The 25,788-nt window shown below is 69.6% G+C and carries 24 protein-coding genes; 11 read left to right on the plus strand and 13 right to left on the minus strand.

Features of this window, described 5'->3' with window-relative positions; translation table 11 throughout:
- Positions 1 to 190: 190 nt before the first annotated feature.
- The 4 genes from WT97_RS16725 to WT97_RS34120 form a co-directional block, all read right to left on the minus strand.
- Positions 191 to 1,093, minus strand: a complete 903-nt coding sequence (locus WT97_RS16725; protein ID WP_059789284.1) for a LysR family transcriptional regulator — start codon at positions 1,091 to 1,093, stop codon at positions 191 to 193.
- A gap of 79 nt (positions 1,094 to 1,172) precedes the next feature.
- Positions 1,173 to 2,552: an FAD-containing oxidoreductase gene (locus WT97_RS16730; protein ID WP_060353854.1), complete on the minus strand. Its 1,380-nt coding sequence runs from the start codon at positions 2,550 to 2,552 to the stop codon at positions 1,173 to 1,175.
- Between the two features lie 182 nt (positions 2,553 to 2,734).
- Positions 2,735 to 3,313, minus strand: a complete 579-nt coding sequence (locus tag WT97_RS16735) for a hypothetical protein (protein ID WP_060353855.1) — start codon at positions 3,311 to 3,313, stop codon at positions 2,735 to 2,737.
- Positions 3,314 to 3,358: 45 nt separating this feature from the next.
- On the minus strand, positions 3,359 to 3,517 hold the full coding sequence (locus WT97_RS34120) for a hypothetical protein (RefSeq protein ID WP_257128500.1): 159 nt from the start codon (positions 3,515 to 3,517) through the stop codon (positions 3,359 to 3,361).
- 149 nt (positions 3,518 to 3,666) lie between these two features.
- Between WT97_RS34120 and WT97_RS16740 the strand changes: the two genes are divergently transcribed.
- The 5 genes from WT97_RS16740 to WT97_RS16760 all read left to right on the plus strand — a co-directional run bounded on the left by WT97_RS16740 (position 3,667) and on the right by WT97_RS16760 (position 9,486).
- Positions 3,667 to 4,305: a LysE family translocator gene (locus tag WT97_RS16740; protein WP_060036459.1), complete on the plus strand. Its 639-nt coding sequence runs from the start codon at positions 3,667 to 3,669 to the stop codon at positions 4,303 to 4,305.
- Between the two features lie 309 nt (positions 4,306 to 4,614).
- The gene (locus WT97_RS16745) at positions 4,615 to 5,397 is read left to right on the plus strand and encodes a DUF3348 domain-containing protein (protein WP_060353856.1); all 783 of its coding nucleotides are present in this window, start codon (positions 4,615 to 4,617) and stop codon (positions 5,395 to 5,397) included.
- Positions 5,398 to 5,407: 10 nt separating this feature from the next.
- A complete protein-coding gene (locus WT97_RS16750) occupies positions 5,408 to 8,215 on the plus strand; it encodes a DUF802 domain-containing protein (protein WP_060353857.1) in 2,808 nt (935 codons plus the stop codon).
- A gap of 3 nt (positions 8,216 to 8,218) precedes the next feature.
- Complete coding sequence (locus tag WT97_RS16755) at positions 8,219 to 8,863, plus strand: OmpA family protein (protein WP_060353858.1); 645 nt, start codon at positions 8,219 to 8,221, stop codon at positions 8,861 to 8,863.
- Positions 8,860 to 9,486, plus strand: coding sequence for a DUF2894 domain-containing protein (locus WT97_RS16760; protein ID WP_060353859.1), 627 nt, complete (start codon positions 8,860 to 8,862; stop codon positions 9,484 to 9,486). The genes WT97_RS16755 and WT97_RS16760 overlap by 4 nt, the downstream gene beginning before the upstream one ends.
- A gap of 33 nt (positions 9,487 to 9,519) precedes the next feature.
- Here the strand turns inward: WT97_RS16760 and WT97_RS16765 are convergent, their stop codons facing one another.
- Complete coding sequence (locus tag WT97_RS16765; protein ID WP_060353860.1) at positions 9,520 to 10,080, minus strand: NADPH-dependent FMN reductase; 561 nt, start codon at positions 10,078 to 10,080, stop codon at positions 9,520 to 9,522.
- A 50-nt stretch (positions 10,081 to 10,130) separates the two neighbouring features.
- Here WT97_RS16765 and WT97_RS16770 point away from each other — a divergent pair, with 50 nt between their 5' ends.
- A complete protein-coding gene (locus WT97_RS16770) occupies positions 10,131 to 10,748 on the plus strand; it encodes a hypothetical protein (RefSeq protein WP_059789292.1) in 618 nt (205 codons plus the stop codon).
- A gap of 117 nt (positions 10,749 to 10,865) precedes the next feature.
- Here WT97_RS16770 and WT97_RS16775 read toward each other — a convergent pair whose 3' ends face one another.
- The 4 genes from WT97_RS16775 to WT97_RS34915 all read right to left on the minus strand — a co-directional run bounded on the left by WT97_RS16775 (position 10,866) and on the right by WT97_RS34915 (position 15,847).
- The gene (locus WT97_RS16775) at positions 10,866 to 11,495 is read right to left on the minus strand and encodes a hypothetical protein (protein ID WP_060353861.1); all 630 of its coding nucleotides are present in this window, start codon (positions 11,493 to 11,495) and stop codon (positions 10,866 to 10,868) included.
- A gap of 105 nt (positions 11,496 to 11,600) precedes the next feature.
- The gene (locus WT97_RS34125; protein WP_156440267.1) at positions 11,601 to 11,822 is read right to left on the minus strand and encodes a hypothetical protein; all 222 of its coding nucleotides are present in this window, start codon (positions 11,820 to 11,822) and stop codon (positions 11,601 to 11,603) included.
- Positions 11,823 to 12,072: 250 nt separating this feature from the next.
- Positions 12,073 to 13,356, minus strand: a complete 1,284-nt coding sequence (locus WT97_RS16780; RefSeq protein ID WP_059504208.1) for an isoprenylcysteine carboxylmethyltransferase family protein — start codon at positions 13,354 to 13,356, stop codon at positions 12,073 to 12,075.
- Positions 13,357 to 13,483: 127 nt separating this feature from the next.
- On the minus strand, positions 13,484 to 15,847 hold the full coding sequence (locus WT97_RS34915) for a collagen-like triple helix repeat-containing protein (protein WP_156440268.1): 2,364 nt from the start codon (positions 15,845 to 15,847) through the stop codon (positions 13,484 to 13,486).
- A gap of 362 nt (positions 15,848 to 16,209) precedes the next feature.
- Here WT97_RS34915 and WT97_RS16795 point away from each other — a divergent pair, with 362 nt between their 5' ends.
- The gene (locus WT97_RS16795) at positions 16,210 to 16,608 is read left to right on the plus strand and encodes a carboxymuconolactone decarboxylase family protein (protein ID WP_027782376.1); all 399 of its coding nucleotides are present in this window, start codon (positions 16,210 to 16,212) and stop codon (positions 16,606 to 16,608) included.
- Positions 16,609 to 16,670: 62 nt separating this feature from the next.
- Here the strand turns inward: WT97_RS16795 and WT97_RS16800 are convergent, their stop codons facing one another.
- Genes WT97_RS16800 through WT97_RS16810 form a run of 3 tightly spaced genes read right to left on the minus strand, consistent with a single transcriptional unit; the run spans position 16,671 to position 20,168 of the window.
- Positions 16,671 to 17,654, minus strand: a complete 984-nt coding sequence (locus tag WT97_RS16800; protein ID WP_059504202.1) for an alpha/beta fold hydrolase — start codon at positions 17,652 to 17,654, stop codon at positions 16,671 to 16,673.
- 7 nt (positions 17,655 to 17,661) lie between these two features.
- A complete protein-coding gene (locus tag WT97_RS16805; RefSeq protein WP_060353864.1) occupies positions 17,662 to 19,245 on the minus strand; it encodes an NAD(P)/FAD-dependent oxidoreductase in 1,584 nt (527 codons plus the stop codon).
- Positions 19,242 to 20,168: an SDR family oxidoreductase gene (locus WT97_RS16810; RefSeq protein ID WP_060353865.1), complete on the minus strand. Its 927-nt coding sequence runs from the start codon at positions 20,166 to 20,168 to the stop codon at positions 19,242 to 19,244. The genes WT97_RS16805 and WT97_RS16810 overlap by 4 nt, the downstream gene beginning before the upstream one ends.
- An 88-nt stretch (positions 20,169 to 20,256) precedes the next feature.
- On the opposite strand from WT97_RS16810, the gene WT97_RS16815 reads away from it, so the two are divergent.
- On the plus strand, positions 20,257 to 20,913 hold the full coding sequence (locus WT97_RS16815; protein ID WP_060353866.1) for a TetR/AcrR family transcriptional regulator: 657 nt from the start codon (positions 20,257 to 20,259) through the stop codon (positions 20,911 to 20,913).
- 40 nt (positions 20,914 to 20,953) lie between these two features.
- Positions 20,954 to 21,445, plus strand: a complete 492-nt coding sequence (locus WT97_RS16820) for a hypothetical protein (protein ID WP_257127357.1) — start codon at positions 20,954 to 20,956, stop codon at positions 21,443 to 21,445.
- 15 nt (positions 21,446 to 21,460) lie between these two features.
- On the opposite strand, the gene WT97_RS16825 is transcribed toward WT97_RS16820, so the two are convergent.
- Positions 21,461 to 22,414: a LysR family transcriptional regulator gene (locus WT97_RS16825; protein WP_060353867.1), complete on the minus strand. Its 954-nt coding sequence runs from the start codon at positions 22,412 to 22,414 to the stop codon at positions 21,461 to 21,463.
- A gap of 126 nt (positions 22,415 to 22,540) precedes the next feature.
- Between WT97_RS16825 and WT97_RS16830 the strand changes: the two genes are divergently transcribed.
- Positions 22,541 to 23,185, plus strand: coding sequence for a glutathione S-transferase family protein (locus tag WT97_RS16830; protein WP_059789300.1), 645 nt, complete (start codon positions 22,541 to 22,543; stop codon positions 23,183 to 23,185).
- A 35-nt stretch (positions 23,186 to 23,220) separates the two neighbouring features.
- Positions 23,221 to 25,284 carry a pyridoxamine 5'-phosphate oxidase family protein gene (locus WT97_RS16835; protein WP_060353868.1) on the plus strand — a complete coding sequence of 688 codons (2,064 nt, stop codon included), beginning with the start codon at positions 23,221 to 23,223 and terminating at the stop codon, positions 25,282 to 25,284.
- Positions 25,285 to 25,788: the final 504 nt, after the last annotated feature.

Below are 25,788 nucleotides of genomic sequence, written 5' to 3' on the forward strand. Positions count from 1 at the left end.
TCGATGCCGTTGGCCCGTGAGGATCCACCCCTCTTTACCCTCACGTGCGTGGGTGGGACGCGTTCATTTCATTCTCCTTCGATGAACGGGTGTCGATGAAGCAGCATCGTAGGCGGGCGCACGCGCCGGATAAACGCGCGGCCCGATCATTGATTGTTATTCGACGAATAACAATCGGCGCGAACCCGTGTTATGCCGGATAGCGTCGCGCGAACAGTTCGGTCAGCCAGTCGATGAACGCGCGCACCTTGTCGGGCAGATGCGCGCGGTTCGGGTACAGCACCGACACCGGCTTCGGCACGGCCGGCACGCCGGGCAGCAGCTCGATCAACCGACCCGAATCGATGCTCGGCTGCAGCGCGGGCCGCAACGCATGCACGATGCCGAGGCCGGCGAGCCCGCACGACAGCAGCGCTTCCGAGTTGTCGGTGAGCACGCCGCTCGCGAGTTTCACCGCGACGGTTTCGCCGTGCGGGCGGAACGTCCACTCGAGCACGCGGCGATTGCGGCCGGTGAAGAAGTTGACCGCGCGATGCGTACGCAACTCGTCGAGCGTGCGCGGCAAACCATGGCGTGCGATATAGGCCGGCGACGCGCACGTGGCCATCTGCACCGCGCCGACGGTGCGCGCCACCATGCTCGAATCCTTCAGCGTCCCGACCCGCACCGCGCAGTCGATGCCTTCGCCGATCAGGTCGGCCGGCTGGTCGCTCGTGCCGAGCACGAGTTCGATCTGCGGATAGCGTTGCTGGAAGTCGGGCAGCGCCGGAATCACGACCGTCTTCGCGAGCGCGAGCGCGATGTCGATCCGCAGCCGGCCCTTCGGCACCGCGCGCTGCCTGGGGAACGACGCGAACGCGTCGTCGATGCTGCCGAGCAGCTGCACGCAGCGCGCATGGAACGCCTCGCCCTCGGCCGTCACGCTGACGCGGCGCGTGCTGCGGTTCAGCAGCCGGACGCCGAGCTCCTGTTCGAGCTGCTGCACGGCTTTCGTGACGGCCGGCCGATGCAGTTGCAGCGCGTCGGCGGCCTGCGTGAAGTTGCCGCGTTCGACGATCTGTACGTAGATCTGCATCGCTTGCAGGCGGTCCATGGCATTTCCGGATGACGTGGCGAGCGGCCATCTTCGCATACCGCCGCAGCGCGGTGCGCGGCCGCCCGCCTGCCGTGCGTCATTCGACCGGATGCAGATCCTGCAGCAGCGTCGGCACGAGCTCCGACACGGTCGGGTGGATATGCATCGCACGGCTGATCGTCGTGTACGGCGCGCCGGCGGTCATCACGTCGAGGATCCCGTGCACGACTTCGTCGCCGGTCACGCCGAGGATCGACGCGCCGAGGATCGCGTGGCTGTCCGCGTCGACGATCACCTTCATGAAGCCCTGGCTTTCGCCTTTCTCGACCGCCCGGCCGACGCGCGTCATCGGGCGCGTGCCGACCAGCAGCCGGCGGCCCGTCTGCTTCGCTTGCGCGAGCGTCATGCCGGCGCGGCCGAGCGGCGGATCGATGTACATCGCGTAGGCCGCGATGCGGTCGGACACCCTGCGCGGGTCGTCGTCGAGCAGGTTGGCCGCGACGATCTCGTAGTCGTTGTACGCGGTGTGCGTGAACGCGCCGCGCCCGTTGCAGTCGCCGAGCGCCCAGATGCCGGGCACGTTGGTGCGCAACTGGTCGTCGACGGTGATGTAGCCGCGCGCGTCGGTGTCGATGCCTGCGCGGTCGAGCCCCAGATCGTCGGTGTTCGGCACGCGCCCGACCGCGAGCAGCAGGTGCGAGCCCGCGACCTCGCGGCCGCCGCCCGCGCAGTCGAGGCCGACCACGATGCCGTCGCCGTCGCGGCGCGCGCTCAGGCAGTTCGCGTCGAGCTGCACGTCGATTCCTTCGTTCTCGAGGATTTCGCGCACGGCCTGCGACACGTCTTCGTCCTCGCGCTGGATCAGGCGCGAGCCCTTCTCGACGATCGTGACCTTCGAGCCGAAGCGGCGGTACATCTGGCCGAATTCGAGCCCGACGTAGCTGCCGCCGACGATCACGAGATGGTCGGGCAGGAAGTCGACGTCCATCATCGTCGAGTTGGTCAGGTACGGCACCGAGTCGAGGCCCGGCATCGCGGGCACCTGCGCGCGTCCGCCGACGTTGATGAAGATGCGTCCGGCCTCGAGCACTTCATCGCCCACGCGCACCGCGTTCGCGCGTTCGAATCGGGCATGACCCTGAAAGACGGTCGTGTTGTCGAGGCCGCGCACCCATTGCTCGACGCCGTGGTTCGAGCGGCCGGAGATCTGGTCCTTGCGGGCCTTAACCGCTTTCATGTCGACGGTGACGGGGCCGCCGACCGACACGCCGTATTCGCCGGCGCGCCGGGCGAGCTGCGCGGCGTACGCGCTCGCGATCAGCGTCTTGGTCGGGATGCAGCCGGTGTTCACGCAGGTGCCGCCGAAGCGGCCGCGCTCGACGATCGCGACTTTCATGCCGGCGCCGGCGAGCCGCGCGGCGAGCGGCGGCCCGGCCTGGCCGGTGCCGATGACGATCGCATCGAAGTGTTGCGTCATGACGTCCTCCTGTGCGGGGGCAACGAGGAAAGGGGCAGGCGCAAGCCGCATGCCGTGCCGGCGATCGCCCATGGGCGACGAGCGCCTATGGTAGACCCGTTGGCCGGGTGTCGCGAGCGACGCGCGGGCGACGCGCCGGATTGAAAATCGGCGCCGCCGCGGCGTGGGCGCGTACCGGGAGGCTAGTCCTTGCGTTTCCATTGCCCGAACGGCACCGGACGGTGCGCGTCGGCGCGCGTGACGGTGACGTGGTCGGGCTTGTCGTCGAGCGGAAACGATTCGGTGACGATCTGGCTCGAAAACAGCCAGCCATGCGTGCGCGGGTCGTAGCGGAACGTGACGTAGTCGGTCCAGTGCTGCCCGCACGCGACGACATTCTGCACGGTGAAATAGCGGCCCTTCACCGAAAGGCCGTTGTCGGCCGCGTCTTCAGGATCGAACGGATCGCACTGGCCGCCTTCGTTCGCGCGCAGCACGACCTGGTCGTTGCGTGTGGCGAGCCGGTAGGTGTGGTCGGCCTCTTCCTCGTAGATCAGCAGCGGGCGCGGCGACGGCTGCTCGCGCGTATCGACCGCGCGATGCACGACGACGAGAAAGCTGTGCCGCCCGGTGTCGAGATCGGGGCCGGCTTGCGCGAGCACCGGCTGGTAGCCGGGCGGCAGTTGCGCGGCGATCGACTTCGGCAGGCCGCCGGCGCGGGTGCCGAGCGAAAGTGCGGCGAGGAGCGGGAGCAGCAGGGCAGAAAGGCGAAGAGCGCGCATGGCGGGCGGTCCGTTGAAAGGGGAAAAGGGGGCGGTCGCGCGGCGTTACGAATCGCGCCCGGGAAACGCGGCGCCGGGCGCCGGATTGCCGGGCGCGTCGTCGTCGAATCGGAGGTCGACCGTCGGCCGCGCGACGTACGCGCGAAAGATCGCTTCGACGGCGGCGGCATCGTCGGGATGGCGGGCGACGCGGGTCTCGATCATGGGCGGCGCGGAATGACGGGAAAGAGGGCCAGCATAGCAGCGCACAGCCGCTTCCGGCCACGCGCGAAGCGTGCCAGAATCGACGGCCCCACCGTCGGAAACGACACGCAGGCGCCGGCGCAGCGGCGTCGCTGACCAAGGAGACGTCGATGACCGCATCGGCTGCCGTACTCGCCATCCTGGCTGCGCTGTTTCTCGGCGCGATGATTCCGGGCCCGAGCTTCGTGCTGGTGGCCCGCAATTCGATCGGGCTGTCGCGTCGCGACGGGCTCGCCACCGCGCTCGGCATGGGCATCGGCGGCATCGTGTTCGGCGGCGTCGCGCTGGCCGGGCTCTACACGCTGCTGCAGGCCGTCGAGTGGCTGTATGTGGGCCTCAAGGTCGCGGGCGGCGTTTACCTGATCTACATGGCGTCGAAGATCTGGCGCGGCGCCGATCGGCCGATCGCGATGGACGATCCGCGGGCGATGGCCGGCGGCAGCGCGCGCAAGTCGTTCTGGACCGGCCTCACGACCCAGCTCAGCAACCCGAAGACGGCGATCTGGTACGGCAGCATCTTCGCGGCGCTGCTTCCGCAGCATCCGCCGTTGTGGTGTTACCTCGCGCTGCCGCCGCTCGTGTTCGCGGTCGAATTCGGCTGGTACACGCTCGTTGCGCTGTGCTTCTCGACGCGTCGGCCGCGTGAACTCTACCTGCGTGCGAAGAAATGGGTCGACCGCATCGCGGCCGGCGCGATCGCGCTGCTCGGGCTGCGGCTGATCCTGAATGCACCGAAAGCGGGGATCTGAGCGCTGCTTCATCAGCGCATGGCAGCGGCCGGCCATGGCCGTCGCCGGTTAGCGGCGGGAATCGCCCGGGCCGCCCGGGCCACTCGCCCGAGCCGCGTCGGCGTGTCGCGAACGCGTGGCGTCCCGATGGCGCGGCCGCCCACCGGCCGCCGCCGAGCCTGTCTCCCGCCCGTTGCCGCCGCCCGCCGAGCCTTGCGCGACGGGCGTTGGCGCGGGGCGCACGGCGCGCCGAACCGCGCTGCTTTCCCGATTCTGGCGGTCGACTGCCCGACGACGTGTAAACTGCTGCCTTTTTTGACGGTTTGCAGCATGGTGCAAGCATCTCCGCGCCCGGCGTTGAGCGGTCCGACGCTCGTCCGGCTGCTCGCGCGCCTGGCCGATGCCGACGTCGCGGAATCCCGGCAAACGTTGTCCGACCGGCTGAGCCAGTGGCTCGGCTGGACCGACGCGATCACGCTGTCGTCCGCGCTGAACGCGAGCCCGCCGGGCGTCGCGGCCGGCGTGCGCGGCTACGACGCGGAGCGCGACTGCGCGCGCGTGCGCCACGACCTCGCGCAGGCGATCACGGCCGGCCACCGGCCGCGTGCGCGGCGGCGGCCGGGCGACCCGCCGCCGCCGGCCGCCGACACGGCCGATTTCGCGGACTTCCGCCAGCGTTATCTGACCCTGCAGCAGGACATGGAAACGGCGATCGGCCAGTTGCGCGGCCGCCTGCGGGTCGCGCTCGCCGCGCGCTCGTCGGGGATGGCGCGGCTCGCGACGCTCGACACGATCATGGAGCGCGTGCTCGGCGCGCGCGAGCGCAGCCTGTTGTCGGCCGTGCCCGCGCTGCTCGGCACGCGCTTCGCGCGGCTGCGCGAAGCGGAACGGCAGGCGCTGGCCGACGCCGAATCCGCGGCCGCGACGGCCGCCGGTTCCGATACGCCCGACGCCGCAGAAGGCACGGCGGCCGACACCGCGACCGTCGCGGCGATCGTGCCCGGCACTTGGCTCGATACGTTTCGCGACGAGATGCAAAGCATCCTGCTAGCCGAACTCGAAGTCCGGTTTCAAACGGTAGACGGGCTGCTCGCGGCCCTTCGCACCTGCTAATCAACACGCTATGTCCAGAATTCGCCTTGATCTCGTTGTCTTCGTCGCCGGTCTGCTCGCAGTGGGCTGGATCGGCGCCGGCTATGTCGCGTCGAACCCGCTGGCGTCGGCCGTCACGCTGCTGATCGGCGCGTGCTACGTCGCCGGCGCATGGGAGCTGCTGCGCTACCGGCAGGCGACCGCCACGCTGTCGCACGCGGTCGCCGGCCTGACCGCCCCGCCCGCGAAGCTCGACACGTGGCTCGATACGTTGCATCCGGGCCTGCGCGGCGCGGTGCGCGCACGGGTCGAAGGCGCGCGCGTCGCCCTGCCGGGCCCGGCGCTCACGCCTTATCTCGTCGGCCTGCTGGTGCTGCTCGGCATGCTCGGCACGCTGCTCGGGATGGTCGTCACGCTGAAGGGTACGGGCGCCGCGCTCGAGAGCGCGACCGATCTCGATGCGATCCGCGCGTCGCTGATCGCGCCGGTGAAGGGGCTCGGGTTCGCGTTCGGCACGTCGATCGCCGGTGTGGCCACGTCTGCGATGCTCGGGCTGTTGTCCGCGCTCGTGCGCCGCGAGCGGATCGAGGCGGCGCAGCAGCTCGACGCGAAGATCGCGACGACGTTGCGCGTGCATTCGTCCGCGCATCAGCGCGACGAATCGTTCCGGCTGCTGCAGCGCCAGGCCGATGTGATGCCGGCGCTGGTCGACCGGCTGCAGACGATGATGACGACGCTCGAGGCGCGCAGCGTCGCGCTGCACGATCGCCAGCTCGAAAGTCAGCGGGCGTTTTTCGAGCGGACCGAGCGCGCGTACGCGGGCCTTGCGTCGAACGTCGGCGACGCGCTGAAGGAAAGCGCCGCCGAAAGCGCGCGCGTGGCCGGTGCGGCGCTGCAGCCGGTCGTCGCCGCGACGATGACGGGGCTCGCGCAGGAGATGGCCGCGCTGCGCGACACCGTGACGGGCGCGGTGCAGCGTCAGCTCGACGGGCTGACGGACGGCTTCGAGAAGACCGCCGGCAACGTGACGGCCGTATGGAACCGCGCGCTCGACGAACAGCGCCGCGCGAGCGATGCCGTCGCGCAGCGGTTGGAGACGACGCTCGGTCAGTTCGCCGACACGTTCGCGCAGCGTTCGTCGGATTTGCTCGACGGCGTCGCGACGCGCCTCGAATCGACCGAAGGCCGCCTGTCGGACGCATGGCGCGAGGCGCTGTCGCGCCAGGAGCAGGCCGGCGAGACGCTGGCCGGCCAGCATGCGCGCGCGCTGGGCGAAGCCGCCGCGACGTTCGAACGCCATTCGGCCGCGACGCTCGCCGCGATGCGCGAGTCGCACGCGGGTTTGCAGACGCAACTGGCGGCGCGCGACGAAGCACGTCTGTCGGCATGGAATGATTCGCTCGCCGCGATGGCCGCGAAGCTGGGCGACGAATGGCAGCGTGCGGGCGTGCACAGCGCGGGCCGTCAGCAGGAAATCTGCGACGCTCTCGCGCAAACGACGCGCGACCTCGCCGCGCAGGCATCGACGTTCGAACAACGCTCGAACGATCTGCTGACGACGATTCGCGAATCGCATACCGGTCTGCAATCGCAACTGGCTGCGCGCGATGAGGAACGTCTGTCGGCGTGGAACGATTCGCTCGCGGCGATGGCCGCGAAGCTCGGCGAAGAATGGCAGCGTGCGGGCGTGCACAGCGCGGGCCGTCAGCAGGAAATCTGCGATGCACTCGCGCAAACGACGCGCGACCTGGCCGCACAGGCATCGACGTTCGAACAACGCTCGAACGATCTGCTGACGACGGTCCGCGAGTCGCACACCGGCCTGCAATCGCAACTGGCTGCGCGCGATGAAGAGCGTCTGTCCGCCTGGAACGATTCGCTGGCCGCGATGGCCGCGAAGCTTGGCGAAGAATGGCAGCGTGCGGGCGTGCACAGTGCGGGCCGTCAGCAGGAAATCTGCGACGCACTCGCGCAAACGACACGCGATCTCGCCGCGCAGGCGTCGACGTTCGAGCAGCGCTCGAACGATCTGCTGGCGACGATTCGCGAATCGCACGCTGGCCTGCAATCGCAACTGGCCGCACGCGACGAAGAGCGCCTCGCTGCCTGGAGCGATTCGCTCGCGGCGATGGCGGCCGCGCTGCGCGACGAATGGGCGCAGACGAGCGCGCAGGCCGCGGCGCGCCAGCAGGACATTTGCGACACGCTGGCCCGCACCGCGAACGACATCACTGCGCAGGCGCAGGTTCACGCGAGCGACACGATCAACGAAATCTCGCGCCTCGTGCAGGCCGCGTCGGAGGCGCCGAAGGCCGCGGCCGACGTCGTCGCCGAGCTGCGCCAGCGCCTGTCCGACAGCATGGTGCGCGACACCGCGACGCTCGAGGAACGCAGCCGCCTGCTCGCGACGCTGGAGACGCTGCTCGGCGCGGTCAACCACGCGTCGACCGAACAACGCGCCGCGATCGACGCGCTCGTCAGCACGTCGGCCGATCTGCTCGATCGCGTCGGCGCGCGCTTCAACGACACCGTCGACGCCGAAACGCGCAAGCTCGATTCGGTGGCCGCACAGGTCACGGCCGGCGCCGTCGAGGTGGCGAGCCTCGGCGACGCATTCGGGATGGCCGTGCAGGTGTTCGGCGAATCGAACGACAAGTTGCTGACCCATCTGCAGCGCATCGAGGCCGCGCTCGAGAAATCGCTCGCGCGCAGCGACGAACAGCTCGAGTACTACGTCGCGCAGGCGCGCGAGGTGATCGACCTGAGCGTGATGTCGCAGAAGCAGATCGTCGAAGACCTGCAGCAGCTCGCCGGACGGCGGGCGCCCGTCGGAGCGTAACGCATGCACGACGAAATCGACGGCGGCGCGCAATCGGCGCCGGTGTGGCCCGCGTTCGCCGATCTGATGTCGGTGCTGCTCGGCGCGTTCGTGCTGATCCTCGTCGGCGTGATCGGCATGCAGCTTCAGCTCACGGCGAAGCTCGAGGAAGCGATGCGTGCACGCCAGCTCGAGGCGCAGCAGCGCAAGTCGCTCGAACAGGCCCTCGCCGGGCCGCTCGCGGCCGGCCGCGTGACGCTCGTGAACGGACGCATCGGCATCAGCGGCAACGTGCTGTTCGCGCTGAACTCCGACCAGTTGCAGCCCGCGGGCCGCGACCTGCTGAAGACGCTGGCCAGCCCGCTGGCCACGTACCTGAAGACGCGCGACGAGATCCTGATGGTCAGCGGCTTCGCGGACGACCAGCAGGTGCACGCCGGCAACCGCCTGTTCGCGGACAACTGGGAACTGTCGGCCAAACGCGCGTTGACGGTCACGCGCGCGCTGATCGATGCCGGCGTGCCGGCCTCGTCGGTGTTCGCGGCCGCGTTCGGTTCCGAACAGCCGGTCAGCTCCAATGCAGACGACGAAGGCCGCGCGAAGAACCGTCGCGTGGAAATCGCGCCGGTGCCGCGCAAGTCGGCGTCGAACGGAGGAAAGGCAAAGTGACGGGCGAAGCGACGCACGTGCGCGCGACGCTCGACGCGTGGCGCGAGCAGGGCGCCGACCGGCTCGATCCCGTGCGCTTTCACCGGATCGACGCGCTCGAACGGCGCGCGGCCGTGCTCGACGGCGCTGCCCGCACGCTGGTCGATGCGCGGCTGGCGACGCTGATCGAAGGGTTCGCGGAGATCGTCGCGCGCGGCAATGACGCCGGCACCCCGCGCGAGACGGGGGAAGCCGCTGCGGAGGCGCCCGCGCGCGGCGCGCTTGCCGCGCTCGTCGAAGGGCTCGTGCGCGATGCGCAGGCCGACCGGCGCGGGCTCGATCCCGAACTCGTCGACTACTTCCGCGCGACGTGGTCGAAAGTCCGCACGGAACAGCAATACCGCCAGTCGCTCGACCAGGTGCCGCGCAACGCGGGGCCGCTCAATTCGAACAGCCTCGTGCACCGCTCGCTCGCGACGATGCGCGAGCTGTCGCCGGACTACCTGCAGCAGTTCCTGTCGTACGTCGATGCGCTCGCATGGCTCGAGGATCTCGTCGGCGGCGGCGCGCAGCCCGAGAAGGAAGCACCGCGCGCGAAAGCGGCCCGGCCCGCGAAGAAGACGACGCGCGCGAAGGCGCGATAACGCCACGCCGCACGCGTTCGGCGTGCGGATCGCCTACCGGCCGGCGCTCGTGTCGTCGATCGCCGTGCGCAGCGCGTGCAATGCGCCGACGAGCGCCGACGCGAACGGCGGATGCGCGGCGATGCCCGCCGCGTCGAGCCGGCTCCCGAGGATCGGCAGCGCGATCGACGCGGGCTCGACGATGCGCGCCGACATCACCGACAGCGTTTCGCGCAGCGCCGCATCCGCATGCGTCGCGCGCGGCGACGCGTTCAACACGGCCACGGACTTGTACACGACGGCCTCGCATCCCACGACCCAGTCCAGCGCGTTCTTCATCACGCCGGTTACGCCGTGCGCGTATTCCGGGCTGGCGATCAGCACGCCGTCGGCCGCGTTCAGGCGGTCGATCAGATCGCGCACCGCGGCGGGCGTCGGATATTCGGCATCGGGATTGAACAGCGGGAATTCGCCGAGACGATCGAAGCGTGCGATGCGCATACCGGGCGGGGCGACGAGCGCGGCTGCGTCGAGGAGTGCCGCGTTGTACGACTGCGCACGCAGGCTGCCGCACAGCGCGACGATGTCGATGTGGCGGCGGGGAGCGATGGCCATCGGCGAGGGTCCGGGAATGCGATACGTGGGGGCGGACGCATTATCGCACCGTGCGCGCGCTCGCCGGCCGCTCCGATCGCACGCACTACAATCACGGTCTGCTTTTCGTCGGCCCGAAAATCTTTTTGCGGAATGATTCGCTCATGAAGCGCTGGAATGCTCTGATCCTCGTTGCGGCCACCGCGCTGACCAGCGCGTGTGCCGGTCGTTCGTCCACGTATGACGATGTCGCGCGCCCATCCGACGATCGAAACGTGCAGACTGCGCTCGACAGGATCGCGGCTTCCGCGAACCAACCGGTCTGCGATCCGGCACATTTGAAAATGGAGATCGCAGAAGCGACCCGGATGATTCAGCAACAGGTAAACCAGGATGCGTTCGTCAAATCCGAGCGTCTTGCGGCGTCGTTCGCATTTTGCGGGCCGAAACGAAACTGGGGAATGGCCACGACGGCGGAATTTGTCGGCAGCCAACTTGCTGCTGCTGTCCTGTTGCAATCGAGAATGCCGGAGCAGCAGCGAAATCTCGATGCGATCGAGCAGGATGCGCGCTGGGCCGACCTGCTTTTGCAATATGCGCGCAGGTTCCCCGGCGAACGATCGGCGGCCGAGCAGGATTGGCAGATTCTCGAACGCGGTCGCCGGGCGCTTCAACGCGCAAATCAGTAACGCACTCACGCGACCATGCACGATGGCTGGCCGCGACGGCTGCACGGTCGTCGGGGCGATCGTCTTCCGGTACGTGCGGCGCGTGTCGCTGGCAAATCGTGACGACCATTGTCCTGATCAGGCGCCTGCATGGCCGCGCGGGTCCGACGGTACCGGCCATCGCATCGTGCCGGATGCCACGCCGGCCATCCCGGCCGCCTGCGCGAATTCGCCGATTCCCCACCCGCGCCCGAGCAACAGCCGCCGCGTATGCAGCGCACCGTGCACGTCGTCGGCAACGGTTTCGCCGAGATAGCGCAGCGCGCGGCCTTCGACATCGACGAAGCCATGCCGGTAATCCTGCGCGAGCGCCGTCCACAGCTGCGCGGCGCCGACCGACTGGCGCGCGCCGCTGATCAGGCACAGGCCCGCATCGAGCCCCCAGCGATACAGCGTCGTCGCAAGGCCCTTGCGTTGCGCCGAGCCGCGCAGCCGCGTATGCGGCGCGCGCAGGTAGCGGTCGGCGCGGCGCGGCAGTTCGGGCAGGCGGTTGAACACCGTATAGCCGGCGAGCTGGCGCGCGGCCAGATCCTCGACATACAGGAAGTATTCGCCGTCCGCTTCGCGGTGGCGGACGATCAGGCCCGAGCGGCCGAGTGCGACGGCCGGCAGCCCGTGCAGGCGATGGCCCGGCTGGTGGAGACGTTCATAAAGGGTGTCGAGTTCGTCGTCGATGTCGTGCTGGGAATGCTGTACGTCGATACGCATGGCAAAAGCCGCCCGTCCCGGGCGGTTCGGGAAAGAGGTTCATCGCAAAAGGGAACGGAAGCGGGTGCGGCCCCAGGGCTCGGCGAAGCGAGCCGGGGCCGCGAATCAGCTGGGGATGTGCTGGAAACCGGCGGCGATCGCGGCGAGGCCCGCGATGCAGAGTGCGAACAGGATCAGGACTTTGTGGATCACGCCTCTTTCCTCATGAATGCGCGGCGCCAGGTGGCGTCGCGGAGACGGTGAGCGGCGGGCACGGCCCGCACGGCCGTCGTGCGGGACGACGGTCGGGTGTCCGGCGACGGATCGTGCGCGGACGGCCAGCACCATACGCGACGCATCGGAGTCGGGCAATCGGACTGACGGAGAAAGGCGACGAAAAGCGGAGAATCGCGGCGTTTCGCGACAATTGGCCGCATGGGGCGTGCCGACACGTTCGGGAGTTATACGCGAAAGCGCATCGTCGAGCGCTGGAGGGCATGCGTGGAAAAGTGTCGTTGCGGGTGCGAAGCCCGCGACAGGCAGGCCGACGCCCATGCGAGGGACGGGAGCGGCATGGACGCCGCTCCCGTTCGCCCCGTCACACCGCCTGCCGCGCGCCGAACGCCTGCCTGATCCGCGCGAACAGCCCGTGGCGTGCGATCCATTCGGCATACGCGCGATAGTCGGGATCGCGCATCAGGTGACGCTCTTCCGTCTTCGCACGCGTGTAGTAGATCAGGTTGACCGCGACGAGCCCCGCACAGTGCATGAGCCCGATCTGCCAGCCGAGCGGCTCGACGAACGGCACCGATACCATCCAGTACGACAGGTTCTTCGTGATGTAGGCCGGATGCTTCGTGAAGCGGTACGGGCCCGACGTGATGATCCCGCGGTTGGTGAGGTTCGAGAACCGCAGCCCGAACGAGATCGTGCACAGCGCGTAGGTCAGCAGCAGCAGGATGATCGTCGCGCCCCAGATCACGCGCAGCGTCGGCGCCGACAGTAGCCAGTTGTCCCAGAACACCGAGCCTTCGTAGCGGATGTAGTTGTTCGAGATCAGCGACCAGAACGGCTGATAGCAGATCAGCGCGGCCACCCAGCCGAGCGTCGTCGGCTCGACGGTGCGCACGTGGCTGTCGAGGATGCGGAACGTGCACAGGTAGCCGACGGTGCCGAACATCAGGTCCATCGTGAACGAAAGGTCATACATGAACACGAAGGTCGCGATCGTCATCGGCGCATGCATCGCGTTCGCGAGCGACGCGCTCAGGTGATCGGCGTCCTTCGACAGGTAGACGGTCATCAGCGGCAGGAAGAACGCCTTCACGCCCCAGCCGGCCAGCATCTCGCGCACCGGCTTCCAGCTCGCGGGCTGCTCGCGGCGGAACAGGAAGCGGCCCCACAGCAGGTACGCGTCGTCGGTCTCGCGCTGGTGGCGGTCCATCCACGCGAAGTAGAACGGCGCGGCGACGATCACGTACGGCGCGAGCGAGCGCAGCAGCGACCAGAACGGCAGGTAGAACGCGCCGTGGTATTCGGGCAGCAGCCAGTAGATCGCGCCGATGCCCGCGTAGACCGACGCGAGCGCGCCGAGCCGCGTCGCCACGCGCGCGATGCCGAGCGGCCGGACGGCCTGCCGCGACAGCCCCGCGCTCGGACGCAGGTAGACGCGCGAGACGAAGAGTTCGTGCAGCGCGATCGTGCCGATGATCGCGAGGCTCGCGATGACCGCGCGGGTGGCCGCGTCGAGGGCCGGGTGGTCGCGCGTGATCCACAGCGCGAAGAGTCCGGCCGTGATGCCGAGGAGGCCGGCACGCAACGGCGTGGCGGAGCGGGGTGGGTGGTCCGGAGCAGCGACGACGCCGTCGAGCGTGGAGTTCATGATCGGATCCTCGTGGGGATGAGGGCCGGCGCCCCCGCTGGGCGGGTGACGCCGGCCGTCGGCCGGGCTGTTTATGGATGCGCGCCCGGCCATTGGCCTGTCGTTCTGATACGTGATGCGTTGACGCTTACTTCTTGGTGCCGCCGCCCAGCAGACCGCCGAGCAGGTTGGTCACCGGCGACAGCAGGTTGCCGGTGCCGGCGGCGGCGCCGCCGCTCGTGCTGCCGGTCAGGCCGGTCACCACGGAGCCGCTGCCGCCCGGCGTCGTCACGGTGCCGGCTGCGCCGCCGGAGCCGACCGTGCCGGTGGCGCCGGCCGAACCGGTCGGCGTTCCCAGCGCACCCGTGAGCGTGCCGACCGGGCCGCTCGTCAGCACCCCGCCGAGCGTGCCGGACAGGTTGCCGCCCGGCGTCGTGACGGTGCCGGTGAGGCTCGCGCCGAGCGGCGTCAGCGCGTTGACGAGATTGGTGACCGGCGCCAGCAGGCCGCCGAGGCCTGCGCCACTGGTGCCACCGGTGCCGCTGGTGCCGCCGGTCCCGCTCGTCCCGCCCGTGCCGCTGGTGCCGCTCGAACCGATGCCGCCGAGCGCGCCCGTCACCGTCCCGAGCAGGCCGGTGATCGGCGCGAGCGGGCCGCCGCTGGTGCCGCTCGTTCCGCTGGTGCCGCCCGAACCGCTCGAGCTGCCGCCGCCGAGGCCGCCCGTCAACGTGCCGAGCAGGCCCGTGATCGGGGCGAGCGGATTGTTGCCGCCCGTGCCGCTGCTGGAACTGCCCGCGTTGCCGGCGTTGACGAGGCCGCCCGTCGCCGTCACCGTGTTGCCGAGTTGCCCCAGCGCGCCGCCGAGGCTCGTGCCGACCGGGTTGTCGGTCGCGCCGCCGACCTTCGTGCCGGCGAGCGCGATGCCGTTGCCGAGCGTGCTCAGCAGGCCGTTGAGCGGCGTGCCGAGCAGCGTCACGCCACCGAGCGTCTGCGTGACGCCCGGCGTCGTGACGCCGCCGGTCAGCGTATTCGTGATCGGGTTGATCACCTTGCCGAGCTGCGTTTCGAGCTGCTGGACCGGCGAGCTGTTCAGCGCCGTGTTCAGCGCCGATGCCGTCGAATTGACCGCGGTGCCGACCGTGTTGACGAGACTGCCGACCAGGGTCGTCGCCGGCGCGAGCGGCGACAGCGGGCCGGTGCCGAGGCTCGTCACCGCATTGCCGAGGTTGTTGACCGCACCGCCGGCGCCGGTCAGCAGGCCGGTGGTCGACGTCAGCGTCGGTCCGAGCGGGTTCGCCGACACGCCGATCGAACCGAGGCCGGCCGCGACGCCGTTGCCGAGCGATTGCACGCCGTTGCCGAGGCTGCCGACCGCGTTGCCGATGCTGGTGGCCGTCGTCGGGTTCGTGCCGGGAATCTGCACGCCGCCGATCTGAGCGCCGCCGTTCACGACCGTCGTGCCGAGCGCCGTCACGAGATTGCCGGATTTCTGCAGGACGTTGCCGAGGGGGGTGACGCCGGTGCCGGAGGTGCCTGACGTACCGGAGGTGCCCGAGGTGCCGGAAGTACCGGAGGTGCCGGAGGTGCCGGAAGTACCTGAGGTGCCGGACGTACCCGAGGTGCCCGACGTACCCGAGGTGCCCGAGGTACCGGAAGTGCCCGACGTACCGGAAGTGCCCGACGTACCGGAAGTGCCCGATGTACCGGAAGTGCCCGACGTACCGGACGTACCCGAGGTACCGGACGTACCCGAGGTACCGGACGTACCCGAGGTACCGGACGTACCCGAGGTACCGGACGTACCCGAGGTACCGGACGTACCCGAGGTACCGGACGTACCCGAGGTACCGGACGTACCCGAGGTACCGGACGTACCCGAGGTCCCGGAAGTACCCGAGGTACCGGAAGTACCTGAGGTGCCGGACGTGCCTGACGTACCGGAGGTGCCCGAGGTGCCGGAAGTGCCTGACGTACCCGAAGTGCCCGAGGTACCGGAAGTACCCGAAGTACCGGACGTGCCCGAAGTACCGGACGTGCCCGAAGTACCGGACGTGCCCGAAGTACCGGACGTGCCCGAGGTACCGGACGTACCCGAGGTACCGGACGTACCCGAAGTACCGGAAGTGCCCGAGGTACCGGACGTACCCGAGGTACCGGACGTACCCGAAGTACCGGAAGTGCCCGAGGTACCGGAAGTACCCGAAGTACCGGACGTGCCCGAGGTACCGGAAGTGCCCGAGGTACCGGAAGTGCCCGAAGTACCGGAAGTCCCCGAAGTACCGGAAGTCCCCGACGTACCAGAAGTCCCCGACGACCCCGAGCTACCGCCACCCGACGTCCCTGACGAACCGCCGCCCGACGTGCCGGAAGTCCCCGACGTGCCGCTCGTCCCGGACGTGCTCGGCTTGATCGTCGGCGGGGTCGTCGGTCCGTCGACCGAGCCGCAGCCGTACAGCGCGAGCAGTGACGAGACGGCCATCGTTACCGTCGTCTTCTTGAAAAGAGTGTGCATGTTGGCCTCGACATTGGAAGTGTGTCGAGGTCTTCACTGCAAATTCCGCGCCATGACAGGCTTCGCGAAATGGTGTCGCGATTTGTTGCGAGAATCGGGAATATCGATGCGATTTAAACGGAGGAATGACGGTTTCGCGCGACAGGCACGCGCGGTGCGCAAACGTCGCGGCTGCGATGTTCCCGTAAGGCGCCGTAACGCGCGGCCGGATGTTACGTAGCGTTCGGGCCGTCCGTGACGCGAGCGGCCGCGAACCGAGCGCCGCGTCTTTGACGAAACCCCGCCGCGCGCACGAACATGGCAGGACATCTCCCGGCTGCCGGCGACGCCGCAGCGGCCCCGACTCCAACCAGGACACGGACATGAGCGAACAGGACAGGGAATACGGCAAGGCGCGGCGGATCGACGTGATGGGCGAGGCGTTCGTCGAGCGCGCGATGCGCGACCTCGACGGATTTTCGCGTCCGCTGCAGGACTGGCTGAACGAACATGCGTGGGGCAGCACGTGGCAGCGGGGCGGGATCGACCTGAAGACGCGCAGCCTGTGCACGTGCGCGATGCTGGCGGCGCTCGGCCGCGGCACGGAGCTGAAGGGGCATATTCGCGGTGCGCTCAACAACGGCGCGAGCCTCGTCGAGATCCGCGAGGTATTGCTGCACAGCGCGCTGTACGCCGGCGCGCCGGCCGCGGTCGAGGCGTTCCGCAGCGCGCGCGAGGTGCTCTCGGATCTCGGGTTGTCGATACCCGACGACGAAGCCTGATTCCGTCGCGGCGCCGGCTCCGACTGCCCGGCACGGAATCCGGCCCGCTTCGTTGCCGCGATCTACGCGATGCGTACTGGCTGCGCGGCGGCATCGACCGACGCGGCGGCCACTTCGAGCAGCCAGTCGGCCGTCGCGTCGGGAAGCGTGACCGGCAGCATATGCCCGCCCTCCACGACCTTCAGCCGCACGCGCGCCGATTTCCTCGCGAGCGCTTCGCCGTGCGCGCGCCAGTTCAGGATCGGATCGGCGCGGCCGTACAGCACGTCGACCGGCAGCGCGAGCTCCGCATAGCGACGCTCCATCGCGGGCAGGTCGACGGGCGCCGACAGCAGGTCCGTCGCCGTCGCGTAGAACACGTGCGGGCGCATCCCGAGCAGGCCGCCGCCCTTGACCGGGAAGTCGCGCGGCACGTCCTCCGGCGCGAACACCTGACGAACGGCGTTGCGACCCGTCAGGATCGTCAGCGGGATCGCGAAGGTCCACGACACGAAACGGCGCACGAGCGGCGACGGCAGCATCAGCGGCTTGAACGGTGCAGGCGGCTCGGTCTGCTCGTGCGACAGCGGCGCGATCAGCGCGAGCCGGCTCACGCGGTCCGCATGATTGAGGCCGACCGCGAGCGCGATCGCGCCGCCGAGCGAGTGGCCGACCAGCACCGGCTTGTCGAGCTTCAGCGCGTCGATGAACGCGGCGACCGTGCGAGCCTGCGCGAACACGTTCGCCTGCGAGGCCGCGCCGCGCAGCGAGCGGCCGGCGCCCGGCCGGTCGATCAGGATCACGCGATGCCGCTGCGCGAGCCGCGTGAGCGGCAGGTACGCGAAATTGCGCCATTGCCCCGCCAGCCCGTGGACGAACACGATTGGCGGGCCGTTGCCGTATTCGACGTAGTGGATGCGGTCGCCGTCGATGTCGACGAAGCGGCCTTCGGGCGGAAACGCGCGCGTCACGCGACGGGCCACGTAACCGGTAAACAGCGCGAGCGCGGCAAGCACCGCGACGACGCCGAGCAGCACGTTCTGGATCAGATGGAGCGTAGGGGTCATGTCGGCCTCAGCGGGTTTCGAGTGCGGGTTCGGCAGCCGGCGCGGCGGCTGCCTGGCCGGTTTGGGCGCGGCGTTCGAAATGCATCGCGGAATCGGCGAGCGGGCTGAACTTCAGCGACGCGAGATCGAGCACGTAGTTCTGGTGGAATTTCCACGGCTTGCGGTGCCCCTGCTTCGGCAGGATGCCGGCCGCACGCTGGATGTAACCCGAGCTCAGGTTGACGGCCGGCACGTCGCCGAGATCGCCTGCGCCGAGCCGCGGCACGCACGTGTCGTACCCGTTCGCGCGCATGTGATTGAGCAGCCGGCACACGTAGCGCGCGATCAGCTCGGCCTTCAGCGTCCACGACGCATTCGTGTAGCCGAACGACGACGCGAGGTTCGGCACGTCGCTGTACATCATCCCCTTGTACGACACCGTCTCCGACAAATCGACCGTGCGGCCGTCGACCGTGATCCGCGCACCGCCGAGCATCTTCACCTTCAGCCCGGTCGCGGTGACGATCACGTCCGCGTCGAGCTGCTGGCCGCTCTTCAGCTCGAGGCCGGTCGGCGTGAAGCGCTCGATCTCGTCGGTGACGATCGATGCTCGGCCCGCGCGAATCGCCTTGAACAGGTCGCCGTTCGGCACGAGGCACACGCGCTGATCCCACGGCATGTAGCGCGGCGTCAGGTGCTTCGCGACGTCGAAGTCGGGGCCGAGCTGCTTGCTCGCCGCGCGGATGATGAACCGTTTCGTCCGGTCGGGCTTGCGGCGCGACACGTTGTACAGGTACATCGTCAGCAGGACGTTCTTCACGCGCACGAGCCGGTGCGCGAGCCGCGACGGCAGCACGCGGCGCAGCGCGTTCGCGATCCTGTCGCGCGCGGGCAGCGACACGATGTAGGTCGGCGAGCGCTGCAGCATCGTCACGTGCCGCGCATCGGCCGCCATCGACGGCACGAGCGTGACGGCCGTCGCGCCGCTGCCGATCACGACCACGCGCCGGTTCGCGTACGACAGATCCTTCGGCCAGTGCTGCGGATGCACGAGCGTGCCCTCGAACGTGTCCATGCCTGCCCAGTCGGGCAGGTAGCCGGCGTCGTAGTCGTAGTAGCCGCTGCACATGAACAGGAAGCGGCAGGTATGGACGAGCGTGTCCGTTGCGCCGTCCCGCGTGCGCTCGATGCGCACCGTCCAGCGCGCGCGGGTCGAATCCCAGTCGGCCGCGACGACCTTCTGGCCGTAGCGGATCGTCTCGTCGATGCCATACGTGCGCGCGGTGTCGCGAATGTAATCGAGGATCGTCTGCCCGTCGGAGATCGCCTTGTCGCTGTGCCACGGGCGGAAGCTGTAGCCGAGCGTGAACATGTCGGAATCCGAACGAACGCCCGGATAGCGGAACAGGTCCCAGGTGCCGCCGATCGCGTCGCGCGCCTCGACGATCGCCACGCTCGCATGCGGGCAGCGCTGCTTCAGGTGATAGGCGGCGCCGATGCCGGACAGGCCGGCGCCGACGATCAGCACGTCGAGGTCGTTGCCGTCACTCCGGTCGCGGCGGGCGTCGGGAGCGGGCGGCGCGGCGCGCCGGTCGGTCGTCGTCGAGCTCATGCGGGGTCCTTCGTCGGTGTGGTGGGGCGCGCGGCCGGCGCGTAGGCGCGTTCTCCCGCGGAGGCTTCCTTCGGGCGAAGATTGCGTGCGCGGGCGCGACGCACGTGGCGCAGCATCAGCCACTGGTAACCGGCGCCGAGCAGCCGCGCGATCCGGTCGAGGCGGCGCGCGTCGGCGCCGACCAGCACGCGGCGCGCATTGCGTTCGACGCCCGCGAGGATCTGCCGCGCCGCCTCGTCGGCCGTCGTCGCGTTGATCAGGCGGTTGGCCTGGCGGCGATGGGTCGCTTCGTCCTGCCCCGTCAGTGCGCGGATGCTGGCATCGACGCGGCCCGCGTCGACGATCCTCGTCGCGACGCCGCCCGGATGCACGCAGGTCGCGCTCACCGGCGCGCCGTCGAGTTCGAGTTCCATCCGCAGCGCCTCGGTGAAGCCGCGCACCGCGAACTTGGTTGCGTTGTACGCGCTTTGCGTCGGCATCGCGACGAGCCCGAACAGGCTCGAGGTGTTGACGACGTGCCCGTCGCCCGACGCGCGCAGATGCGGCAGGAACGCCTGCGTGCCGTGCACGACACCCCAGAAATTGATGCCGACGATCCATTCGAGATCGGCGAGGCGGGCGGTTTCGGCGCTGGCGGCCAGCGAGACGCCCGCGTTGTTGAAGATCAGATTGACCTTGCCGTGCTCGGCGCGAACGAAATCGGCCCACGCGAACACCGCGTCGCGGTCGGCGACGTCGACCCGGCGCGTGCTCACGCGCACGCCGTGCCACGCGCACGCGGCCGCCGTGCCGGCGAGCCCGGCTTCGTCGACGTCGGCGAGCGCGACCTCGCAGCCGCGCCGCGCGAGCTCGATCGCGAGGCTGCGGCCCATGCCCGAACCGGCGCCCGTGATCGCGGCGACCTTGCCGGAAAACCCCTTCATCCGTCGTTCCTCCCGTTCCGCTTGCGCTGCATCGGCGGCGCGTCTATTGTGGTGTTGGTCGTCACCACTTTAGTTTTCGGGTGTCCTGATGTCAAATAGCGGAATGGAGAAAGCACTCGAAACGGAAAAAAGAGGCCGGTCGTATGGCGGCGTGGCGCCCGAGGTACGGGCCGCCGAGCGGCGCGATGCGTTGATCCGCGCGGCGACGCGCGTGTTCGGCACGGTGGGGTTTCGCAAGGCGACCGTGCGGTCGATCTGCCAGGAAGCGAAGCTGAACGATCGCTATTTCTATGCGGCATTCGACAGCACCGAGGATCTGTTGCGCTGCACCTATCGGCATCACGCGCAGCAGTTGCATGACGCGGTCGCGCAGGCGGTCGCCGCGCGCGGCGGCGATCTGCGCGAGCGCGTCGACGCGGGGCTCGCCGCGTTCTTCGCGTTCCTGCGCGACCCGTGCGCGGCGCGCGTGCTGCTGCTCGAGGTGATGGGCGTGAGTGCGGATACCGACATGACGTATCAGCGCATGCTGATCGACTTCGGCAAGCTGATCATGGCGATCGGCGTGCCGCGCGAAGCCGTGACGCCGGCGGAGCGCACCGAGCAGCGGCTGATCGGGCTTGCGCTGGTGGGCGCGATGACGAACGTCGGCGCCGCATGGCTGCTCACCGGCTATCGCGATCCGGAGGCGCAGATGATCGCGAGTTGCAGGAAGGTGTTGCTGGGGACGTTGGGGGCGGCGGGATAGGTGCGCGGGACTGGGGCCGGTCGCCCGCGATACGGGATGGTTGTCGATCAATAACAAGGAACTCATGCAAGTACGGAACCGATGGTGGCGCCGCGCGACGTCGGCGGGAGCGGTTGTTTCCGTCCTGATGCTGACGGGCTGCGGCTGCTGGCCGTTGAGCGAAACCACGCGCTACGAAACCGAGTGGAAATCGCAAACGGTCGCGGCGCTGTTCAGGGATGCGGACCGGGCAGGCGACGTCTGCCGCGATGCCCTCTATACACAGCACCTGAAGGACACAGTGGCGGCCTGCAAGGACGGGGCGTATGAAAAAATCCGCAATCGCATCAGCGGGGAACCCGTCACGCTCTCCTTCGCGAAGGCGACCTGCGCGGAAGCGCAAGCCCAACTGGACCAGGGTATCCCCGCCAGCATCCAGGACAGGATCTTCAATCTGAATCCGTTTCCGGACGAGTTTGCTTCGTGCATGAGCGATAAAGGATTCAAGCGCGAGGAGGTCGCCAAGAAACAGTGCTACCTGAAATTCATGTGACGGACGGCTAACCGCTCAGTCCTCCGCGCGCTTCGGTCGCGGCGCACGCGCGGGCGGCGCGACCGGCGTTTGCCCGAGCCGCGCCTTCATCGCATCGATGAACGCCCGCACCTTCGGCGACGGCAGCCGCGTGGACGGATACACCGCATGAATCCCGGCCGGCGCCGTGCGCCAACCTGGCAGCAGCCGCACGAGCCGGCCGGCCGCGACGTCGTCCGCGGTCGAGAAATCCGTCAGCAGCCCGAAGCCGCCGCCCGCGAGCACGATCGCGCGGCACGCGGTCGCGGTGTTCGACACCACCGGCGCGACGCAGCGCACCGACGCGTGACCGCCGCGCGCGTCGTCGAGGTCGAGCGTATGCGGACGCGGCAGCGACGACAACATCACGAACGGCAGCGCGGCGAGCGCATCCGGATCGCGCGGCAGCCCGTGGCGGGCAACGAACGCCGGGCTCGCGACCAGCCATTTCTCGTAGGTGCCGAGCTGCACCGCGCGATGGTTCGAATCGGCGAGGCGGCCGATGCGGATCGCGACGTCGAGGTTGTCCGCGACGAGATCGACGACGCGGTCGTTCGCGACGAGTTCGACGGCGAGCGCCGGATGCCGGTCGCGCAGCGCGACGACGGCCGGCGCGACGACCAGCGCGCCATAGTCGATCGGCACGCTCACGCGCAGCGTGCCGCGCAGCGGCCCGGCGTCGGACGACACCGCGTCGAGCGCGGCTTCGGCGGCGCGCACGATGTCGCGGCACGCGTCGTAGAACACGCGCCCGGCATCGGTCACGCTCAGCCGCCGCGTCGTGCGCACCAGCAGGTTCGCGCCGACCTCGGATTCGAGGCGCTGCATGTGCGTGCTGACGACCGTCTTCGCGAGGCCGAGCCGCTCGGCCGCGGCCGTCAGCGAGCCGGCATCGACCACCGCGACGAAGATCGCCAGCCGGTTCAGGTTCACGTCGCGCAAATCGGCCATCGTCGATTGTCCTATGGAAGCGGATAATGTTTCAGCAATTATCCGTCTTCTGGCGACGAACCGCGAGCGCTACGCTGGGGCCGTTCGTCGCCGATCCCCGGCGGCGCGAGATTCCGGAGTGTTTCCATGTCTGCCGCCAGCAAGCCTGCTTCGCCGATCCGCGTTTATTCGTTCCTGTTGTCCGGGCACGCGCACCGTGTCCGGTTGTTCCTGTCGCTGCTCGGGCTGCCGTCCACGACCATCGACGTCGATCTCGCGGCCGGCGCGCAGCGCGAACCGGCGTTTCTCGCGCTCAATCCGCTCGGGCAGGTGCCGGTGATCGACGACGGCGGCACCGTGATCGCCGATTCGAACGCTATCCTCGTGTACCTCGCGAAGCGCTACGGCGACGCGCACTGGCTGCCCGACGATCCGGTCGGCGCGGCCGTCGTGCAGCGCTGGCTGTCGTACGCGGCCGGCCCGATCGCGTCGGGGCCGGCCGCCGCGCGGCTCGTGACCGTGTTCGGCGCGCAGCTCGACCCGGAAGCGGCCAAGCGCACGGCCGCGAAGGTGCTCGACGTGATCGATCGCGAGCTGGCCGGCAAGCCGTTCGCGGCCGGCGCGCAGCCGACGATCGCGGACATCGCCGCGTACACGTACATCGCGCACGCACCGGAAGGCGGCGTGTCGCTCGAACCGTATCCGCACGTGCGCGCGTGGCTGGCGCGTATCGAGGCGTTGCCGGGCTTCGTCGCGATGCCGACGACGCGCGCGGGCCTGCTCGCCGCTTGACGCTCGCGGCCACCGTGCCTGTTCAGGAGAACGCAATGAATACGCCGAGCGCCGTCGTACCGGGCTGGGAACTCGAGGTCACGCCGTTTCACGCGGGCGAGCTTGCCGTGCAGCAGCGCGCGGGCGTGACGGACGCGGCGGGCGCGGCCGGCCGGCGCGGCATCCGGCGATTCATGCCGGACCAGCACCGGACCTTTTTCGCGCAACTGCCGTTCTTCGTGCTCGGCGGCGTCGATGCGCAGGGCCAGCCATGGGCGACGCTGCGGGTCGGCGCACCGGGTTTCGTCACGTCGCCGGACGCCCGCACGCTGCGCATCGCGGCGCGCGCGCTGCCGGGCGACCCGCTGGCCGGCGCGTGGCGGGCGGGCGCGCCGCTCGGCGGGCTCGGGATCGAATTCGATACGCGGCGGCGCAATCGCGTGAACGGCGTCGTGCGCGCGGCGGACGGCGATGCATTGACGATCGCGGTCGAGCAGAGCTTCGGCAATTGCGCGAAGTACATCCAGGGCCGCAAGCCGACCTTCATTGCGCGGGACGTCGACGCATCCGTCGCGCCCGACGTGTCGGACGCGCTGAGCGATGCGGACCGCGCGCTGCTCGCGCAGGCCGACACGTTCTTCGTCGCGAGCGCGAACACGTCTCCCGACGCGGGCGCGGCGCGCGGCGCGGACGTGTCGCATCGCGGCGGGATGCCGGGCTTCGTGCGCGTCGACGATGCACGCACGCTGACGACGCCCGATTTCAGCGGCAACCGGTTCTTCAACACGCTCGGCAATCTGCAGCACGATCCGCGCGCGGGGCTGCTGTTCGTCGATTTCGACGGCGGCGACGTGCTGTATGTCGCCGCGCACGCGGAGATCGTGTGGGACGGGCCGGTCGTCGCGTCGTTCGACGGTGCGCAACGCGTCGTGCGCTTCCATGTGCGGGAAGTGCGACGCATGCGCGCGGTACTGCCGTTCCGGTGGTCGGCGGTCGAGCGCGCGCCGCAGTTCGCGGCGATGGCGTCGGCGGCGGGCGGCGCGGCGGCACCGGCCGCGCCCGCGCCGTCCGCGGCCGCGCCGGCCTCGGCGCCCGCATGGCGGCCGCTGCGCATCGCGAAGATCGTCGACGAGGCGCGCGCGATTCGCTCGTTCCATTTCGAGCCGGCGGATGGCGGCGCATTGCCTGCGTACGAAGCCGGTCAACACCTGACGCTACGCGTCGCGCTGCCGGGCAGCGACGCGCCGTCGATGCGCAGTTACACGCTGTCCGATGCACCGGGCGGCACGCATTACCGGATCACCGTGAAGCGCGAGGGGCGCGTATCGGCATGGCTGCACGATCATGCGCGGGCAGGCATGACGTTCGACGCGCAGATGCCGCGCGGCCGCTTCGCGTTCGATCTCGCGAGCCCGCGCCCGGCCGTGCTCGTGTCGGCCGGCATCGGCATCACGCCGATGGTCGCGATGCTGCGCCGGGCGCTGGCTGACGACGCGCCGTCGCGCCGCGTCGTGTTCGTGCACGGCGCACGCGAAGCGGCCGACCGGCCGTTTGCCGCGGAACTGGCGCGCATCGCGGCCGCCGATGCGCGCGTGTCGCTTCACTGGTTCGACAGTCGTCCTCACGAAGGGGCGGCCGCGCGGGCAGGCCGCATCGACGTCGGGCAACTGAAGCGGGTCCTGTCGTTCGACGACTACGATTTCTACCTGTGCGGGCCGTCGGCATTCATGCGCGACCTGTACGACGGCCTGCGCGCACTGAACGTGCCGGACGAGCGCATCCGTTTCGAGGCGTTCGGGCCGTCGAGCGTTTCGCGCAGTGCGACCCGCACGGCTGCTGCGCCCATGGCGGCAAGCGTGCCGGTGGTGTTCCGGCGCACGGGGCGCGAAGCCGCGTGGACGCCTGCCGACGGCACGCTGCTCGAATTCGCGGAAGGGCAGCGCGTGGCCGTGCCGTCCGAATGCCGCGCCGGTTCGTGCGGCACGTGCGCGACGCGCGTGCTGTCGGGCGCGGTCGACTACGAGCAGACGCCCGATGCGCCGGTCGCACCTGGCTGCGCGCTGCCGTGCGTCGCGCGGCCCGCGCAAGGGGCCACGGAGCCGCTCGTGCTCGATTGCTGACGCGCTTGCGACATGTGACCGCGGACGGCCTGCCGCGCGAAAAGCGCGCGCAACTGCTGCTTTTTTTCGGATGCCGTCCGGGTCGACGATAGCGTCGACCGATTTGATGAACGAGCCCGTCGTGAAACTGCCCGGCATGGAGGTGACGATGCGGGGGGGCTAAAGCGAACGGCTGACGAACCGGTAGCAGGCGCCCATTCCCGCGTCGGTTCCAGGCACGTTCTGCCCGGCGCACGACGACGCGGCGTCGGGGCCGGCACGCGCGACGCGAATCGCGCCCGCATCTTCGCCGCCGTCGTGCCGCCCGAACCGCGATTCCGGTTGCCGCCTTCTCCGTTTCCCGTTCCGTCCGATTCCTCGGCCCTGTGCCCCGCCCGGGGTAAAATGCGCGCCACGCCGCGATGTCGCGCGCCGGGCAGGCCGCCGTTCCGACGAACGGCCGGCGCGAGTGCCCGCCGCCCGCACCGGGGCGTTCGAAGCGTCCCCCGCATGACACGATCGCGC

Source organism: Burkholderia sp. MSMB1459WGS (genome assembly GCF_001534535.1).
Lineage (GTDB): Bacteria > Pseudomonadota > Gammaproteobacteria > Burkholderiales > Burkholderiaceae > Burkholderia.

Coding starts and splice junctions, on each gene's coding strand:
- WT97_RS16725 (WP_059789284.1), bottom strand. CDS start 1,093: ATGGACCGCCTGCAAGCGATGCAGATCTACGTACAGATCGTCGAACGC.
- WT97_RS16730 (WP_060353854.1), bottom strand. CDS start 2,552: ATGACGCAACACTTCGATGCGATCGTCATCGGCACCGGCCAGGCCGGG.
- WT97_RS16735 (WP_060353855.1), bottom strand. CDS start 3,313: ATGCGCGCTCTTCGCCTTTCTGCCCTGCTGCTCCCGCTCCTCGCCGCA.
- WT97_RS34120 (WP_257128500.1), bottom strand. CDS start 3,517: ATGATCGAGACCCGCGTCGCCCGCCATCCCGACGATGCCGCCGCCGTC.
- WT97_RS16740 (WP_060036459.1), top strand. CDS start 3,667: ATGACCGCATCGGCTGCCGTACTCGCCATCCTGGCTGCGCTGTTTCTC.
- WT97_RS16745 (WP_060353856.1), top strand. CDS start 4,615: ATGGTGCAAGCATCTCCGCGCCCGGCGTTGAGCGGTCCGACGCTCGTC.
- WT97_RS16750 (WP_060353857.1), top strand. CDS start 5,408: ATGTCCAGAATTCGCCTTGATCTCGTTGTCTTCGTCGCCGGTCTGCTC.
- WT97_RS16755 (WP_060353858.1), top strand. CDS start 8,219: ATGCACGACGAAATCGACGGCGGCGCGCAATCGGCGCCGGTGTGGCCC.
- WT97_RS16765 (WP_060353860.1), bottom strand. CDS start 10,080: ATGGCCATCGCTCCCCGCCGCCACATCGACATCGTCGCGCTGTGCGGC.
- WT97_RS16775 (WP_060353861.1), bottom strand. CDS start 11,495: ATGCGTATCGACGTACAGCATTCCCAGCACGACATCGACGACGAACTC.
- WT97_RS34125 (WP_156440267.1), bottom strand. CDS start 11,822: ATGGTGCTGGCCGTCCGCGCACGATCCGTCGCCGGACACCCGACCGTC.
- WT97_RS16780 (WP_059504208.1), bottom strand. CDS start 13,356: ATGAACTCCACGCTCGACGGCGTCGTCGCTGCTCCGGACCACCCACCC.
- WT97_RS34915 (WP_156440268.1), bottom strand. CDS start 15,847: ATGCACACTCTTTTCAAGAAGACGACGGTAACGATGGCCGTCTCGTCA.
- WT97_RS16795 (WP_027782376.1), top strand. CDS start 16,210: ATGAGCGAACAGGACAGGGAATACGGCAAGGCGCGGCGGATCGACGTG.
- WT97_RS16800 (WP_059504202.1), bottom strand. CDS start 17,654: ATGACCCCTACGCTCCATCTGATCCAGAACGTGCTGCTCGGCGTCGTC.
- WT97_RS16805 (WP_060353864.1), bottom strand. CDS start 19,245: ATGAGCTCGACGACGACCGACCGGCGCGCCGCGCCGCCCGCTCCCGAC.
- WT97_RS16810 (WP_060353865.1), bottom strand. CDS start 20,168: ATGAAGGGGTTTTCCGGCAAGGTCGCCGCGATCACGGGCGCCGGTTCG.
- WT97_RS16815 (WP_060353866.1), top strand. CDS start 20,257: ATGTCAAATAGCGGAATGGAGAAAGCACTCGAAACGGAAAAAAGAGGC.
- WT97_RS16825 (WP_060353867.1), bottom strand. CDS start 22,414: ATGGCCGATTTGCGCGACGTGAACCTGAACCGGCTGGCGATCTTCGTC.
- WT97_RS16830 (WP_059789300.1), top strand. CDS start 22,541: ATGTCTGCCGCCAGCAAGCCTGCTTCGCCGATCCGCGTTTATTCGTTC.
- WT97_RS16835 (WP_060353868.1), top strand. CDS start 23,221: ATGAATACGCCGAGCGCCGTCGTACCGGGCTGGGAACTCGAGGTCACG.